The following is a 16647-nucleotide window of genomic DNA, read 5'->3' as shown; positions in this document are numbered from 1 at the left end:
CCTTTTTTTTATGGTAAAATAGTTCAAGTGTTTTAATAAGCATTCTATAGCGTGCCTCACAGTTTGTTACTTTCGGCGGACTTTCTGCCAACCTCATCGCTTTATAGGTTTAGTGCGATGTTGGAGTTTTCTGTGAACGCTATTTTTTCATGTCTAAAGAGCATCATGCTTTTAAAGGATTGAGGTGAGTAGCTTGCTCAATGAAAAGCTACATTCTTATATAGAAAATTTAATTCCGAATCGTCTCCCATTGCTAATGGAAATGGAGGATTTTGCGAGAAATCACCAAGTCCCGATCATGGAGCTGGCTGGAATAGAGTCAATGGTTCAGATATTAAGAATACAGGGCTCAAAAAGGATTCTTGAAGTTGGTACAGCAATTGGCTACTCTGCACTGCGAATGTCCTATGCCCTTCCGGAAGCCAGGATTGTCACGATTGAACGCGACGAGGAGCGCTATTCATTGGCGGAAGATTTTATCAGCCGTTCCGGAAGAGCTGAGCAAATCGAACTTATTAAAGGTGATGCACTGGAAGTTGAAACAGAAGTCGCTGGACATGCTCCTTTTGATGCCATTTTTATCGATGCAGCAAAAGGTCAATATAAAAAATTTTTTGAAATCTATTCCAATTATCTTGATAAAAACGGGATTATCATTACTGATAATGTTTTGTTTAAGGGCCTTGTTTGTGATACAGAGATTGAGTCGAAAAGAACGCGAAATCTTGTTAAAAAAATAGATGAGTTTAATCGCTGGTTAATGAATCATCCCGATTATGATACCGTTATTCTTCCTGTGGGTGATGGAGTTGCAATCAGCAAAAGAAGAGGTGAAAGAAAATGAATAAACCCGAATTATTAGTTACTCCTTTGACAGTAGAGGATATATTGCCTTTGGCAAAAGCAGGTGCCGATGCCTTTATCGTAGGGGAACAAAGATATGGCTTGCGCTTAGCCGGGGAATTTAACCGTGATGAGGTAAGAGAAGCAATCGAAATAGCCCATTCACATGGCAAAAAGGTGTATGTGGCCATGAATGCGATTTTTCATAATGAAAAAATTGAAGAGTTGGACGATTATATCCGTTTTGCTGAAGAGGCAAATGCCGATGCCATTATTTTTGGTGACCCGGCTGTTTTAATAGCAGCAAGAGCTGCTGCTCCAAATATGAAATTACATTGGAGCACGGAGACAACAGGGACAAATTGGTATAGCTGCAATTATTGGGGCAGAAAGGGAGCCAAACGGGCTGTCCTCGCACGTGAAATCAATATGGATGCGATTGTTGAAATCAAAGAAAACGCAGAAGTAGAAATTGAAGTGCAAGTACATGGAATGAGCTGCATGTTTCAATCGAAGCGGTCATTGCTGGGTAACTATTACGAGTATCAAGGAAAAGTTATGGAAATTGAAAATCGTAAAATGGAAAAGAATATGTTTTTGCATGATAAAGAACGCGAAAACAAATACCCGATTTTCGAAGATGAAAATGGCACACATATCATGAGTCCGAATGACATGTGCATTATTGATGAGCTGCAGGATATGCTGGAAGCCGGAGTTGACTCCTTTAAAATTGACGGAATTCTAAAAAGTCCCGAATATATTTATGCTGTGACAAAAGCATACCGTGAAGCAATTGATTTATATTTTGAAGATGAAGACCTTTATGAAGATAAAAAAGAAGAATTATTAGCGGCAATGGAGGAAATTCAACCGGCTAATCGTCCTTTAGATACAGGGTTCTTTTTCAAAGAGACAGTATATTAAGAAGGAGGAATTGGATCGTGAGTATTGTTAAAGATAAGATTTCTGAGATGATCAATGGGAAGCGAGTCATTGTCAAGAAGCCTGAGCTCCTTGCCCCAGCGGGCAATCTCGAAAAATTAAAAATAGCTGTGCAATATGGAGCTGACGCTGTTTTTATTGGCGGCCAGGAATACGGTCTGCGCTCCAATGCGGATAATTTCACGTTTGAAGAAATGAAAGAGGGCGTGGAGTTTGCCAAAGGTTATGGCGCCAAAATTTATGTTACAACAAATATTTTCGCCCACAATGAAAATATTGATGGATTAGAAGATTATCTTATTGGTTTAAAAAATGCAGGGGTGGCCGGAATTATTGTCGCCGATCCTCTCATTATCGAAACCTGCAAAAAAGTGGCGCCTGGGATTGAGATTCATTTAAGCACCCAGCAGTCTCTCTCAAACTGGAAAGCTGTCCAATTTTGGAAAGAGGAAGGCTTACAACGGGTCGTATTGGCCCGCGAAACAAGTGCAGAAGAAATAAAAGAAATGAAGGAAAAAGTGGATATCGAGATTGAAACCTTTATCCATGGTGCCATGTGTATTGCTTACTCCGGACGCTGTACATTGAGTAATCATATGACTGCAAGGGATTCTAACCGAGGCGGCTGCTGCCAGTCTTGCCGGTGGGATTATGATCTATATCAGCTCTCGGATAACACAACGGAGGTTCCGCTCTTTGAAGGTGGGGATGCTCCTTTCGCCATGAGCCCAAAGGACCTTAATTTAATTCAGTCGATTCCACAGATGATTGAGCTTGGAATTGATAGTTTAAAAATCGAAGGCCGGATGAAATCCATTCACTATATTGCGACAGTTGTGAGTGTGTACCGTAAAGTGATAGACGCCTACTGTGCCGATCCTGAGAATTTTGTTATTCAAAAAGAATGGCTGGAAGAACTTGATAAATGTGCCAACCGTGAAACGGCACCGGCATTTTTTGAAGGCGTACCAGGGTATAAAGAGCAAATGTTTGGTAATCATAGCAAGAAGACAAGGTTTGAATTTGTTGGTCTTGTATTAGACTATAATGAAGATACCCAAATCGTTACCTTACAGCAGCGAAATCATTTTAAACCAGGTGATGAAGTGGAATTCTTCGGTCCGGAAATTTCCAATTTTACTCATGTTATTGATAAAATTTGGGATGAAAAAGGAAATGAACTTGATGCGGCAAGACATCCACTTCAAATTGTACAATTTAAATTGGACAAACCGGTTTACCCTAACAACATGATGCGAAAGGAGAACTAGAATGCGCAAACCGGTTGTTATTGGTGTAACCGGCGGCTCCGGCTCCGGAAAAACCAGTGTAACAAAAGCGATTATTGACAGTTTTAAAGGTCATTCTATTTTAATGCTTGAACAGGATTACTATTATAAGGATCAAAGTGATTTGCCGTTTGAAGAACGGTTAAAAACGAATTATGACCATCCGCTCGCTTTCGATAATGATTTACTCATTGATCATATCGAAAAGCTTTTGCGCTTTGAACCAATTAATAAGCCTGTTTATGATTATTCAATACACACACGTTCAGAGGAAATTATTCCTGTTGAACCAAAAGATGTTATAATCTTAGAAGGAATATTAGTCCTTGAGGATGAACGTCTTCGTAATTTAATGGATATTAAACTATATGTGGACACCGATGCCGATCTTAGAATTATTCGCCGGATGCAGCGTGACATTAAGGAACGAGGACGAACGCTTGATTCTGTTATTGATCAATACGTGAATGTTGTGCGCCCCATGCATAATCAGTTTATTGAACCGACCAAGCGTTATGCGGATGTAATTATTCCTGAAGGCGGACATAATCATGTGGCAATTGATTTAATGGTCACAAAAATTCAAACAATTCTTGAACAAAAGTCATTTTTATGAAACAATAGCATAGAAAATAAAAAGTGAAGCGTATACATTTTAGATATGTTATGCTTCGGATATTAGACTTTGCGCGCCCTTTCCAAAAGGACGCGCTAAAGTATTATTTATGTAAAACCTACATAACTACATGCACAATCTATTGGGGGATTGTGAGGACTAGAAGGAGTGAGTCGTTTTGGCTGCAGAGAAAGTATTTCCAATGACACAAGCAGGTAAAGAAAAACTAGTGCAAGAAATCGAGTACTTAAAATCCGTTAAACGGAAAGAGGTTGTTGAAAGAATTAAAATTGCCAGAAGCTTTGGTGATTTATCTGAAAACTCTGAGTACGATTCTGCAAAAGAAGAACAAGCCTTTGTAGAAGGCCGGATTACAACATTAGAAAATATGATTCGAAATGCAAAAATTATTGAAGAAGGCGAAACGACCAGTGATTCAGTAGCCTTGGGAAGATCGGTAACGTTTGTTGAACTTCCTGATGGTGAAGAAGAAACGTATACAATTGTTGGGAGCGCTGAAGCAGACCCATTTGAAGGGAAAATCTCAAACGATTCCCCAATTGCCAAGAGCCTGATCGGGAAAAAAGTTGGCGATGAAGTATCCGTTCAAACCCCAGGCGGCGAAATGAGCGTTCGAATCGTTTCTATTAAGTAATGTTTGAAACCCAAACACCTCGTCAAAACTTATGACGAGGTGTTTTTTATGTGGAGACGACGTACGAAAGGTTTGCTGATTCTCGGTACGGCCTGCTTTGTATTTCTACTGTTTCGCTTGATGCAAATTCAGTTAATGGATACAGAAACATTTTCAAAGCACCATATAAATTTAATAGAGGAAAGTGTGAAACAACGAACACAAGAAATGGTGATTGATAATGGGAGAGGGAATTTTCTGGATCGGAATGGAAATTTCCTCAACCAAAAAAGAATTTTTGTTCTTGTCCTATTTCCTTTTTTAAAAAAAATGAATTGGGATATAAATAAGGTTTCATCAATATCCGGAATTTCGGCTGATTCTCTTCATAAGGCAGTTAATAATGCCAAAAAGCCATTTTCTTTTGGTGATCCAAACCCAATCGAATTAACCTCATCACAAGTTGAAAAAATTAATGCATTACAAATCCCCGGCGTCTTTGCAATTGAAAGAAAGATGGATCGTCCAACTATTTCTGCCGAACAGTTGATTGGTCTTACTGGAGAAAATCCTAATATTTTAAAGCAACGCTATCCTCATAAAAAACTTCCTGAGAGAACAATATTAGGGGTTTCCGGCTTAGAGAAAAGCTTTGATGAATTCCTCCTCCCTGATGGGAAGTCAAAACTTGTCTTTCATGTTGATGGGGATGGAGCTCCTTTATTTGGAATGAATGTAAGGTATGTAGATCCTGCCAATCCGTTTTATCCTGTGAATATCAAAACAACTATTGATAAGGATATACAGCAACAGGCTGAACGGTTAGTGAACAAGCACCACATTAAAAATGGCGGAGTCGTTCTGCTCAATATTCAAGATAATAGCATTTTAGCCATGGTTTCACGGCCAAATCTCGATAAAAAGAACCCGTATCATGGTGCCGGTATCACAAACCAAATGATTACCCAGCAAATAATGGGCTCTGTATTTAAAACCGTTGTAGCAGCAGCGGCGATTGAAGATAATTTAGATCTGCCGACCCTTCTCTATGATTGCAGCAAAAAAATCAATGGTACCCCTGAGCAGAAATATAATTATGGAAAATTGAATTTTGCTGAAAGCTTTGCAAGGAGCTGCAATCGTACATTTGGAGAAATTGCAAAAGAGCTGCAAAAAGAGGATTCTCATGCTTTAGAGGACTATGCTTCCAGGCTGTCATTACTGGGACCGGTTGGCTGGCAAGGGGACGTATTTCATATCAGTCATTTTAAACAGCTTAGCGAAGAAGATAATGGCCGGGTTTTCTTATCAGATCGCGCGAGAAAAGATGCCAACTACATCGCGATGTCAGGGATTGGCCAGGATGAAGTTAGAGCTACCCCGTTAGCCGCAGCCAATATGATGGCCACGATAGCAAGAGGCGGTCAAAAGGAAATGGTTAGGGCTGTGTCAAAGATTGAATATAAAAACGGAACTACCATGGTTAATTTTGCAAAAAAAAATCTTCCAGGAAAAATAATATCCCCTTTTACCGCTATGAAGCTGCAAAAATTATTAAGAGGAGTGGTCGTTAATCCAAATGGAACCGGACGATGGTTTCAAAATCTCCCTTATGAAGTTGCTGGAAAATCTGGAACAGCTGAAACTGGGAAATATGAAAATGGAAAGCAGTTACATAATAAGTGGTTTGCTGGTTATTTCCCATTTAAAAGCCCTAAATACGCACTTGTTGCTGTAAATTTGGATGTTTACGATCAGGAAGGCGGTGTTAATTTATTATTTGCTGATATGGTAAAGATGCTATATCAAAAAGACATAGCAGGACATTAAATTAAGGGATTTTTCTTCAAGTTCATTGTAAATCATGATAGAATGTTGAGAGACCTTTTATAGGAGGGATAAACATGAACAATGATTTCCAGTCAAATTCCCGTTCTGGATACCGTTCGAAACGGAAGAAGACAAATGTAATTTTAAATAGTTTAATTATCATTGTCTTAGTACTAATTTTATTTGTTGCCTATACGATTTTTTCTTCAGGAAATAACAATGCATCCTCCAAGAAGGATGTTCCAAATAATGCAGTGAAGCAAACTTCACAAAATAATAATGCTTCGAATGCTGCTTCACAGGGAGCAAACACATCCGACAGCAATTCGAACGCATCCGATAGTTCCAATGGAACGACAGACAGTACTGCTTCAGGAGATCAACAATCTTCGAGTGGAACATCTACGGATGAAAATCAGGCAGTAGCTGCAAATGGTGGAAGTTCGGAAAACAATGATCAAACCTCTGGAAATTCTGATATCTCTCAAACTGGCACACATAATACCGTTTATGATACCAGTTCACAAGATTGGAGTGAAATGCTTAGTGCGATTTCTTCTGCAACAGGTTTGGACCAAAGTAATATGATCGTATGGCATCTTGGAAGGGATAGAAGTACTGAAAATGGTTCAATCGGTACAGTTTCGTCTAAAGATAAACAGCAAAAATACAAAGTCTATCTTAAATGGGTAGAAGGTAAAGGTTGGCAGCCTACAAAGGTTGAACAACTTAGCGATATAAATGGAAACTAAGAGATGGATGCCGTTTGAACGGCTCCATCTTTTTTATTTGAACAAAAATAAGCATTATGATAACATAATGTTTGGTTAATCCATAGTATACTTATAGGAATTATGTGCTTACATCAGGAGCGTGAAATTATGGGTAGAGAGTTTTTAGAAATTTTTGAGCAATGGGCAGATTCATATGATAATACTGTTTTAGGTCATGATATGGAATATAGAGAAGCTTTTTCACATTATGATCAGATTTTAGATTTGGTTGCAGCCCGTTCTTACGGACATGTAGTCGAATTTGGTGTTGGAACAGGGAACCTAACCCAAAAGCTGATGGCAAGAGGTTTATTAGTTACCGGAATTGAACCGTCACCATCAATGAGAAAAATTGCTTTCGAAAAGCTTGGAGATAAAACTACGATTGTCGATGGTGATTTTCTTTCTTTTCCTGACTTAAATCAAATCAATACATTTGTTAGCACCTATGCTTTTCATCATTTAACAGATGAAGAAAAAGCAAATGCTATTGCACTATATAGCAAGCTTCTTTCAAAAGGTGGTAAAATAGTGTTTGCGGATACGATGTATGAAACCGAGGAAGATTATAATTGTGCAATCGTAAAAGCGAAAACGGAAGGCTTTCATAACCTGGCAAATGATTTAGAAACAGAATATTATACAACAATTCCGGTTTTACAACATATTTTTGAAAAGAACGGGTTTAGCGTATCCTTTACAAGATGTAACGAATTTGTCTGGTTAATGGAAGGTGTAAAACAATAAGAAAAGCGGGAGCACCTTTGATGAGTGCTTCGGCAAGACAAGAAAGAGGTCAAGGAATGAAAATTGCCATCATCGGAGCAATGGAAGAAGAAGTGACATACTTGAGAGAGAAAATTGATGGAAGGACACAAGAAACGGTTGCCGGCTGCGAATTTACCTTTGGGCGTATGCAAGGTGCAGAGGTCATTCTCCTGCGTTCCGGCATTGGAAAAGTGAATGCCGCTATGTCCACAACGATTCTGCTCGAAAAATATAAGCCGGATTGCATTATCAATACCGGTTCTGCAGGCGGTTTTAACCCTGAACTTAATGTGGGAGATGCGGTGATTTCTACAGAGGTTCGGCACCATGATGTAGACGTCACAGCGTTTGGCTACGAATATGGTCAGGTGCCGCAGTTACCAGCCGCATTTACGGCGGATGAAAAGCTGATTACTGCAGCAGTAATCGCTGCGAAAGAATTAGATAATTTTCAAATCGTGAAAGGTTTAATTGCAACTGGAGATTCCTTTATGGAAAACCCGGAACGCGTTAATTATATACGGAATAAGTTTGAAAACCTGCAAGCTGTTGAAATGGAAGCAGCCGCGGTTGCCCAAGTGGCACATCAATTTGGCGTACCTTTTGTCATTATACGCTCTCTATCCGATATTGCCGGAAAGCAATCAGAAATATCATTTGATCAATTTATTGATCAAGCAGCCCGTCATTCTTCGGCATTAGTCATGAAAATGATCTCGGCATTAAGTTAGTTTTAGAAAGTGGTGGAAAAATGAATGTTTTTAAAAATGTTCATGATATGATTGGCCATACACCCATTGTGGAAATTACCCAGTTTTCATTGCCGGAAGGGGTTCGCCTTTTTGCAAAACTTGAATTTATGAACCCAGGCGGAAGTGTTAAAGACCGTTTAGGAATCGAGCTCCTTCGAGATGCTTTTGCAAGCGGAAAGCTCCGCGCGGGCGGAACAGTTATTGAACCTACAGCAGGTAATACAGGTATTGGTTTGGCGCTTGCTGCAATCAATAAGGGTGTACAGGTTATTTTGTGTGTTCCGGAAAAATTCAGTATTGAAAAGCAAGATTTAATGAAAGCATTGGGAGCGAAAATCGTTCATACGCCGACAGAAAAGGGGATCAAGGGTGCAATCGCAAAAGCGGAAGAACTATTAAAGGAAATCCCCGGTTCTTTTTGTCCGCAGCAATTTGCGAATCCTGCAAATCCTGAAACGTATTACAAGACACTTGGACCAGAACTGTGGGAGCAGTTGGATGGCCAGATTGATATATTTGTTGCAGGCGCCGGCTCCGGCGGAACCTTTATGGGGACATCCAAATTTTTAAAAGAACGGAAAAAAGATGTGAAAACCGTCATTGTTGAACCGGAGGGCTCCATCTTAAATGGGGGGGAATCAGGTCCCCACAAAACGGAAGGGATTGGAATGGAATTCTTGCCTCCGTTTATGGACACTGCTTATTTTGATACGATTCATACGGTTTCAGATGATGATTCTTTCCAGCTGGTTAAAGAGCTGGCAGCCAAGGAAGGCCTTCTTGTTGGAAGTTCTTCTGGAGCAGCCTTCTTTGCAGCATTACAAGAGGCTCGTGCAGCCAAACCAGGTACTAATATCGCGGTTATTTTTCCAGATGGTAGTGAGCGATATTTAAGTAAAAAGATTTTTGAAGGAGGTATTTAGTTTGAGAAGGAAGACAAAATTAATTCATGGCGGAATAAGTGAGGATCCAGCAACAGGTGCTGTTTCCTTTCCCATATATCAAGTTAGTACGTATAAACAAGAGGGTGTTGGCGGCCATAAGGGCTTTGAATATTCACGAACCGGCAATCCGACAAGACATGCATTAGAAGAGCTGATAAAGGATATTGAAGGCGGGACAGCAGGTTTTGCTTTTGGCTCCGGGATGGCGGCCATTACAGCTGTTATCATGATGTTTAACAGTGGCGATCATGTCCTTTTAACGGATGATGTATATGGCGGAACCTTCCGCGTGATGACAAAGGTTTTAAACCGTATGGGAATTGACTCGACATTTGTTGATACGAGCAATTTGGATAATATTAAAAGTGAAATCAGACCGAACACAAAAGCGATTTATTTGGAAACGCCAACGAATCCGCTTTTAAAGGTTACCGATATTAAAGCTGCGGCAGAGTTAGCAAAACAACATAACCTGCTGACCATCGTAGATAACACCTTCTCTACCCCATATTGGCAAAATCCGCTGGATCTTGGCGCAGACATTGTTCTGCACAGTGCGACTAAGTACATTGGCGGTCACAGCGATGTCGTTGCCGGACTTGTCGTTGTAAATAATGATCAACTGGCTCAAGACCTGCATTTTGTCCAAAACTCCACTGGCGGAGTCTTAGGACCTCAGGATTCCTGGCTGTTAATCAGAGGAATTAAGACATTGGGAATTCGCATGGAAGAAACGGAAGCAAATACAAGGGCTATTGTAGAGTTTTTACAAGGGCATTCTGCCGTTAAAAAGGTTTATTATCCCGGACTTGAATCCCATCCCAATCATGATATTGCTAAAAAACAAGCGCGCGGCTTTGGCGGGATGGTTTCATTTGATGTTGGCAGTGCCGAAAATGCTGACCGGTTATTAAGCAAAATAAAATATTTTACTTTGGCTGAAAGCCTTGGTGCAGTCGAAAGTTTAATATCCGTTCCGGCAAGAATGACACATGCATCCATCCCGGCAGAACGACGGGCTGAGTTAGGAATTGCCGATGGATTAGTACGGATTTCCGTCGGACTGGAAGATGTCGAGGATTTGATTGATGATCTAACTCAGGCATTGCAATAAATTGTAAGGGGACTGAATCGTTTTTGATTCAGTCTCTTTTTTATTTGGAAAGGCAACTTTGTAGATAAATTTGAAATTTTGTAGATAAATTTATTATTTCGTAGATAACCTTTGAATATTTGTAGATAAATTCGAATTTTTGTAGATAACCTATTCACACACCCATTTTTCTAAAATTTACATCCACTGAACACCCGAAATCTGTGCTAAAGTAGGTTAGTAGATTTTAAGAAAAGCAGGTGATAAGAAATGAACCAGCAATCCAAAAATCTTTATGAAAAAATGGTGGATTTTAAACGATTTGCCTTGATCTTATTAGCTGTCGGTGTGTTTTTCTATTTAGGAGCCATTATTCCTACCTCCAAAAGTCCGGAGGATTTAAATATGATGATTTTCACTTCCATATCTTTTCTAACCGCATCCATTTTATTTTTTGTGCGGTTTAAGCAGTGTCAGCGAAAGCTTTTAGACATGGAAGATGATGGTCAAGAGAAAAATTAGGCGTTCCCATTGGGGGCGCCTATTTTTTGTGAGTAATAAAAAATTTTGTAAAAAATGGTTTACAATATGGCTGCGTGTGGATATAATTACCATAGTTAGTTAAAAATTCCCAAGGAGGTCGAAGAAGATGATGAGAACATTTGCAGAAGTGAAAATTTTATATTTGAATATTACGCATTCGACCAAACTGGAATGGATAGCTTAACCAATTTGCTATTGTACATATCCATGCCGCAGGGAGAATGACGCCTTGCGGTATTTTTGTACCTAAATCGATCAAGCCGCAGGGAAGATGTCTTCTTGCGGCCTTTTTGTGCCCTTTTTAATCCCATAATGGATATGTGCTGCATACATTGTAGATGTTGTTAGAAAAAAATTTTCTTAAGGAGGTGGAACCCATGACTCTGAATATATTATTCTTTTCGATCACTATTCACAAACGGAAAATGAATCTTGAGGAAGCAGTTCACCAGGAAGTGGTTGAAAAACTTTATGAGCAAAATAAAGACCGGCATGCTTCGATGAACCATTTATTTTATTAAACTTTGAGTTTCAATTTTTAAAAGGAGGTGGTAAACATGACATTAAATATATTATTCCTTTCCATTACGATAAAAAAACGAAAGATAAATATTAATGAAGCTTTGCACCATGAGATGGTTGAAAAATTGTATGAGCAAAATAAAGACCGTCAAATTTCCCTGCATCATTTGATGTAAGTAATAAAATTCATAAAATGAAAGGTGGTTTTTGAGATGATTTTTCTAATACAAAGACGTGAGGATAGCTTGTGGGTTATGAAAGATACCACCTAGCGGAAAAATGATATAGGAGGTAATCTAAATGCCTTTGCACATTTTATTATTATCACTTTTTTTACGGCCGAAGAAAAAGTAATTATAAATGGATAAGTTTTCCTAAAAAACTTTTATTGTTAACCAATTTTTCACATTTCCTGGAGATTGGTACAGTGAAAATATGGTAAATTCGTATTAGAAATAACTGTATTTTCTAAAGGGGTGGAGAATATGTTGTTTATGGTTGTGATGTCCGTTATTTTGACTGCTGCGATAGGTTGTGTTATTGGAGTAGAGGTTAGCGTTAACGAATAAATGCTCAAGCATTAACCATCATTTTGGTTAATGCTTTTTTCGTTTTTTAACAAATAAAATATTCTGGACAGACACAATCCTCCTGTTTCTTTCATAGGAATGAGTTATAGGCGATAGTCCATATGAAAGAAGGGGTGGATCTGTATGGCCGGAATTTTCACTGCACTTGGTTTTTTAGTGAAGGAATTTTTATTTCTTGTTTCATATGTAAAAAATAATGCTTTTCCTCAACCCCTCTCTGCGGCCGATGAAAGGAAATACCTGCGATTAATGGCAGAAGGGGACTCACATGCACGCAATATGTTAATAGAACATAATCTTCGTCTCGTTGCTCACATCGTAAAAAAATTTGAAAATACAGGTGAGGATTCAGAGGATTTAATTTCGATTGGAACGATTGGATTGATTAAGGCCATTGAAAGTTACTCAGAAGGGAAAGGCACAAAGCTTGCCACCTATGCGGCTCGCTGTATTGAGAATGAAATCCTCATGCATCTTCGCGCATTAAAGAAAACAAAAAAAGATGTGTCGCTTCACGATCCGATTGGTCAGGATAAGGAAGGGAACGAAATTTCGCTAATTGATGTCCTCAAATCTGAATCAGAAGATGTCATTGACACCATTCAATTAAACATGGAGCTTGAGAAAATAAGAAAATATATTGATGTGCTGGATGATCGTGAGAAAGAAGTAATTATCGGAAGATTTGGTCTTGATTTGCAAAAGGAAAAAACACAACGGGAAATTGCAAAGGAACTAGGAATCTCCAGAAGTTATGTATCAAGAATTGAAAAGCGGGCCTTAATGAAAATGTTTCATGAATTTTACCGAGCGGAAAAGGAGCGAAAAAAGGGTCGATAAGAAGAAAAGGAGCAGGATTTAATCCTGCTCCAATTTTCCGTCTTCCATTATAGTGACCCAGTTTTTCCCGCCGTCATGGGATTGATATACATCATTATTATAAGTGGAAAATGCCATTTCCCTGGTGTTTTTAGGATTAACGGCCACATACGTGATCGGATTATCATAATCCAAGAAAGGAATTTCAATATTTGTTAGTTTTCCAGATGTAGGATTCATCATTTTTAAAAGGATATTTTGATTTTCAACACTTGAAAATAATAATTGATCCCTGTCGAAGGTTAGTGCTGTAACCATAATATTTGGGGTAATTAATTTCATCATATTCCCGTTATCTACTGAATAATAAATTCCAGACCTCGTAGCCATTGCCATTATATCACCATTATTGGGGTGTACAGCAATCATACCAAGAGAATCGGCCTTGAAATTTTGAAAGGCACTTTTTTTCCAGGTAGCACCGTTATCCTTGGAATAGTTTACGCCCGTGCTTAATTCTTTGCTTGGCTGTTCACCGATCAAATAAATGCCATTTCCTGAATAACTGGCAGCCATAAAATGAAAATTCTTTTTACCGTAAAAGGCTAAATCATTAAGTGTTTTCCCTTTATTATCACTTAGTACTACTCCAAGCGGATCCTTAAGTCCAAGCCCCTTCTCTGGATGACCACTTGCTAAAAATCCTTTATTTACAGCTTGAAAACCCATAAAGTCATGTTGGTTAGTGGTTGTGCCATACCACTTAGAGTCCTTATAGATTTTCAGTCCATGATTTGCGGCAATATAAAGTCCGTTATCATTGCCCGGGTAGCCGATTCCGTATATTTGGCTAATTTTTATTGTTTTTACCTGGACGATTTTGAATGGAATATTGGCCTTTGTCTGCACACTATTCTGCTGATTCCGGCTTTGGTTTTCACATGCGGACAGACAAACAAACAGACCTATAATAATGGTAAAAATAATTATTTTTTGCGCCTTCATTTTTTTCTCCCGTTCCTCCCAAGCACCTACGAATTCGAATTCTTATCCATCCACTTATACCCCAGGCCCCACACGGTTGTCAAATATTCATCCACAGGAAAACCGGTTTTTCGCAATTTATCTCTTAAATTCCGAACATGTGAATCAATTGTCCTGTCCTCTGTCGAAGCAGCGTAGCCCCATAAAGTAGTAAGTAAGTGCTCACGCGTAAATACTTTATTTTTATTTTGCAGAAAAAGCCCCAATAATGAAAATTCCTTTGGCGTTAAAGGAATGAGTTTTTCCTGATAAGAAGCTTCGAAAGTATTTTCTTTCAGGAATAGTCCGTGAAAGGATCGTGCTGTAGTGCCATTCTTTCTTCTTAAAATGGCATCCATTCTGGCGATAAGCTCTTCTTCATCGAAAGGTTTGGAAATATAATCATCCGCACCTATTTTTAGGCCTTTGACAATATCCATTTTATCACTGCGCGCTGTCAGCATAATAATCGGAATATCCCAATGCTTGCGAATCTCACTGCAGGCATCCCAGCCATCCATTTCAGGCATCATCACATCCAGCAAAATAATGTCCACTTTGTCAGTCTCTAAATAACGGAGGGCTTCAAATGCTGATGTCATTTTAATACAAGTGTATCCTTGTGGTGTTAAGTAGAGGGAAAGCAAATCAAGCATTCTTATTTCATCATCGATTAATAACACCTTTTTCACTAACAATCGCTCCCGACGCACTAATCTAGCTATTAATTATACTATAAATAGGAGAATCAAAGTTTGAAAACTTAGAGGAATGTGGTGGATGAATCCCAAAAATAGAATTTTTAGAAAAATAAACATATAATAAAATGGTATAAATATAAGGGGGGACAAAAAATGGCACTAACTACATATTCAGATGTTTGGAATCTGGAGGTTTTTTTTAATGGAGGCAGTGAATCTCCTGAATTGGCCCAACATTTAGCAAAGACAGCTGATATAATTGAACTATTTCAATCAAAAGTAAATACTTGGATACCGTTAAATACAGGTGAAGATCATGTAATCTTAGGGGAACTGCTTGTCGATTTTGAAGCAGCTGCCAAAAAGCTGCGGCAAGCAGGTGCTTTTGTCGGCTGCTTGCAAGCACAAAATACAGAGGACAAAAAAGCCTATGAACTTGAAGCAAAAGTCATTAGTTTAAGCGCAGCTTTTCAAACGGCCTTATCATCCTTTGATAGTCTTTTAGTAACCATTCATGATGAGGCGTGGAGTCAAGTCCTGGAAAATGACGCGTTATCAGCTCTTTCGTTTGTATTATCAGAACGCCGTGAGCGAGCAAAAGATAAGCTTTCAAAGGAAGAGGAAGCATTGATTAACACGCTGGGAGTCGATGGCTACCATAGCTGGGGGCAGCTGTATGATTTAATCGTTGGAAAAATAAAAATTCCTGTCGAGGAAAACGGCGAAGTGAAGCAGCTATCAGTCGGTCAAGCCTTTAACAAATTCTCCAGTCCAAATCGGGAAGTTCGGAAAACTGTGTTTAAAAAATGGGAGCAGGCATGGGGGGAGCAATCTGACTTTTTGGCGAAAACGTTAAATCACCTGTCAGGTTTCCGGTTGAGTGTTTATCAAAAGAGAGGCTGGGAGGATGTTTTAAAGGAACCCCTCAGCATTAATCGTATGGAGAAAAAAACACTTGAGACCATGTGGGAAGTAATCTCCGAAAGTAAGGATGCACTTGTAAAATATTTAGAACGGAAAGCCCGAATGATCGGGGTTGAAAAACTAAGTTGGTTTGATTTGGACGCGCCTTTTGGAAACATCGAGACGAAAGTATCTTTTCAAGAAGGCGCCGAGTTCATTCAGCAAAATTTTGCCTTGTTTGGTGAAAAATTAGCAGCATTCGCCAAAAAAGCTTTTGAAGAAGCTTGGATTGAAGGTGAAGATCGACCAGGAAAAGCACCGGGCGGCTTTTGCACGTTCTTCCCGGAAAGCAACCAATCCCGAATCTTTATGACATACTCAGGAACACCGTCCAATATCTCCACTCTTGCACATGAGCTTGGTCATGGCTTTCATTCGTATTCTATGGATGGAGTCAAGCATTTAAATCGCAATTATGCAATGAATGTTGCCGAAACGGCTTCAACCTTTGCCGAGATGATTGTCGCAGATGCATCAGTAAGGAAGGCAAAGAATGAGGAAGAAAAACTTGGGCTTTTAGATGATAAAATTCAAAGAACCGTTGCCTTGCTGATGAATATCCATGCACGATTCCTCTTTGAAACAAGTTTTTATGAAGAAAGAAAGAAAGGGACTTTGTCAATAGAACGAATAAACGAATTAATGTTGGCTGCTCAGAAGAAAGCTTATTGTAATGCGCTGGAGGAATATCACCCATTATTCTGGGCATCGAAGCTGCATTTCTTTATCACAAACCAGCCATTTTACAATTTCCCTTATACGTTTGGTTACCTTTTCTCATTGGGAATTTACGCACAAGCGCTTGAAGAAGGAAGCGCCTATGAGGAGAAATATATTGCCTTATTAAGAGATACAGCATCCATGACAGTGGAGGATTTAGCAAAGAAACATTTACAGGTTGATTTAACTGAAAAGGTCTTCTGGGAAAAAGCTGTCAAGCTTTGTGTAGATGATATTGAAGAATTCCTTAAGTTAACGGAAAATATGTAAAAGAAGGAG

Annotated in this window: 18 protein-coding genes; 16 read left to right on the top strand and 2 right to left on the bottom strand. The window is 39.0% G+C overall.

Translation table 11 applies throughout. The features are described 5' to 3' along the window. The first annotated feature begins 193 nt into the window (after positions 1–193). The 15 genes from ACZ5XR_RS20755 to sigK all read left to right on the top strand — a co-directional run bounded on the left by ACZ5XR_RS20755 (position 194) and on the right by sigK (position 12982). Positions 194–844: an O-methyltransferase gene (locus ACZ5XR_RS20755; protein ID WP_464498337.1), complete on the top strand. Its 651-nt coding sequence runs from the start codon at positions 194–196 to the stop codon at positions 842–844. After that, positions 841–1770, top strand: a complete 930-nt coding sequence (locus tag ACZ5XR_RS20750; protein WP_464498336.1) for a peptidase U32 family protein — start codon at positions 841–843, stop codon at positions 1768–1770. The genes ACZ5XR_RS20755 and ACZ5XR_RS20750 overlap by 4 nt, the downstream gene beginning before the upstream one ends. 17 nt (positions 1771–1787) lie before the next feature. After that, positions 1788–3059: a peptidase U32 family protein gene (locus tag ACZ5XR_RS20745; RefSeq protein WP_464498335.1), complete on the top strand. Its 1272-nt coding sequence runs from the start codon at positions 1788–1790 to the stop codon at positions 3057–3059. A 1-nt stretch (position 3060) separates the two neighbouring features. Further along, positions 3061–3693, top strand: a complete 633-nt coding sequence (gene udk / locus ACZ5XR_RS20740; protein WP_464498334.1) for a uridine kinase — start codon at positions 3061–3063, stop codon at positions 3691–3693. Between the two features lie 178 nt (positions 3694–3871). After that, on the top strand, positions 3872–4348 hold the full coding sequence (gene greA, locus ACZ5XR_RS20735) for a transcription elongation factor GreA (RefSeq protein WP_464498332.1): 477 nt from the start codon (positions 3872–3874) through the stop codon (positions 4346–4348). A 48-nt stretch (positions 4349–4396) separates the two neighbouring features. After that, on the top strand, positions 4397–6157 hold the full coding sequence (locus tag ACZ5XR_RS20730; RefSeq protein WP_464498331.1) for a peptidoglycan D,D-transpeptidase FtsI family protein: 1761 nt from the start codon (positions 4397–4399) through the stop codon (positions 6155–6157). 74 nt (positions 6158–6231) lie between these two features. Then, positions 6232–6909: a YrrS family protein gene (locus tag ACZ5XR_RS20725; RefSeq protein ID WP_464498330.1), complete on the top strand. Its 678-nt coding sequence runs from the start codon at positions 6232–6234 to the stop codon at positions 6907–6909. Between the two features lie 129 nt (positions 6910–7038). After that, positions 7039–7677 (top strand): class I SAM-dependent DNA methyltransferase, encoded by a 639-nt coding sequence (locus ACZ5XR_RS20720; protein ID WP_464498329.1) that lies wholly within the window; start codon positions 7039–7041, stop codon positions 7675–7677. 56 nt (positions 7678–7733) lie between these two features. After that, positions 7734–8429 (top strand): 5'-methylthioadenosine/S-adenosylhomocysteine nucleosidase, encoded by a 696-nt coding sequence (mtnN, locus tag ACZ5XR_RS20715; protein WP_464502393.1) that lies wholly within the window; start codon positions 7734–7736, stop codon positions 8427–8429. A gap of 20 nt (positions 8430–8449) precedes the next feature. Further along, positions 8450–9373 (top strand): PLP-dependent cysteine synthase family protein, encoded by a 924-nt coding sequence (locus ACZ5XR_RS20710; protein ID WP_464498328.1) that lies wholly within the window; start codon positions 8450–8452, stop codon positions 9371–9373. Between the two features lies 1 nt (position 9374). Next, positions 9375–10508 (top strand): bifunctional cystathionine gamma-lyase/homocysteine desulfhydrase, encoded by a 1134-nt coding sequence (locus ACZ5XR_RS20705; RefSeq protein WP_464498326.1) that lies wholly within the window; start codon positions 9375–9377, stop codon positions 10506–10508. A gap of 249 nt (positions 10509–10757) precedes the next feature. Continuing rightward, positions 10758–11009, top strand: coding sequence for a YrhC family protein (locus ACZ5XR_RS20700; protein WP_464498325.1), 252 nt, complete (start codon positions 10758–10760; stop codon positions 11007–11009). A 398-nt stretch (positions 11010–11407) separates the two neighbouring features. Beyond that, positions 11408–11551: a YrzI family small protein gene (locus ACZ5XR_RS20695; protein WP_464498324.1), complete on the top strand. Its 144-nt coding sequence runs from the start codon at positions 11408–11410 to the stop codon at positions 11549–11551. A 36-nt stretch (positions 11552–11587) separates the two neighbouring features. Continuing rightward, the gene (locus ACZ5XR_RS20690) at positions 11588–11728 is read left to right on the top strand and encodes a YrzI family small protein (RefSeq protein ID WP_464498323.1); all 141 of its coding nucleotides are present in this window, start codon (positions 11588–11590) and stop codon (positions 11726–11728) included. Between the two features lie 537 nt (positions 11729–12265). Then, positions 12266–12982: an RNA polymerase sporulation sigma factor SigK gene (gene sigK / locus ACZ5XR_RS20685; RefSeq protein ID WP_464498322.1), complete on the top strand. Its 717-nt coding sequence runs from the start codon at positions 12266–12268 to the stop codon at positions 12980–12982. A gap of 18 nt (positions 12983–13000) precedes the next feature. Here the strand turns inward: sigK and ACZ5XR_RS20680 are convergent, their stop codons facing one another. Further along, positions 13001–13966: a F510_1955 family glycosylhydrolase gene (locus ACZ5XR_RS20680; RefSeq protein WP_464498320.1), complete on the bottom strand. Its 966-nt coding sequence runs from the start codon at positions 13964–13966 to the stop codon at positions 13001–13003. Positions 13967–13992: 26 nt separating this feature from the next. Further along, entirely contained in the window at positions 13993–14676 is a 684-nt protein-coding gene (locus ACZ5XR_RS20675; protein WP_464498319.1) for a response regulator transcription factor, read from the bottom strand. Between the two features lie 162 nt (positions 14677–14838). Between ACZ5XR_RS20675 and ACZ5XR_RS20670 the strand changes: the two genes are divergently transcribed. Next, positions 14839–16638 (top strand): M3 family oligoendopeptidase, encoded by a 1800-nt coding sequence (locus ACZ5XR_RS20670; RefSeq protein ID WP_464498318.1) that lies wholly within the window; start codon positions 14839–14841, stop codon positions 16636–16638. Positions 16639–16647 lie beyond the last annotated feature (9 nt).

The organism is Neobacillus sp. Fa239 (genome assembly GCF_055395235.1).
Note: the sequence above shows the minus strand (reverse complement) of the source record. Positions and strands in the feature narration are given on the sequence as shown.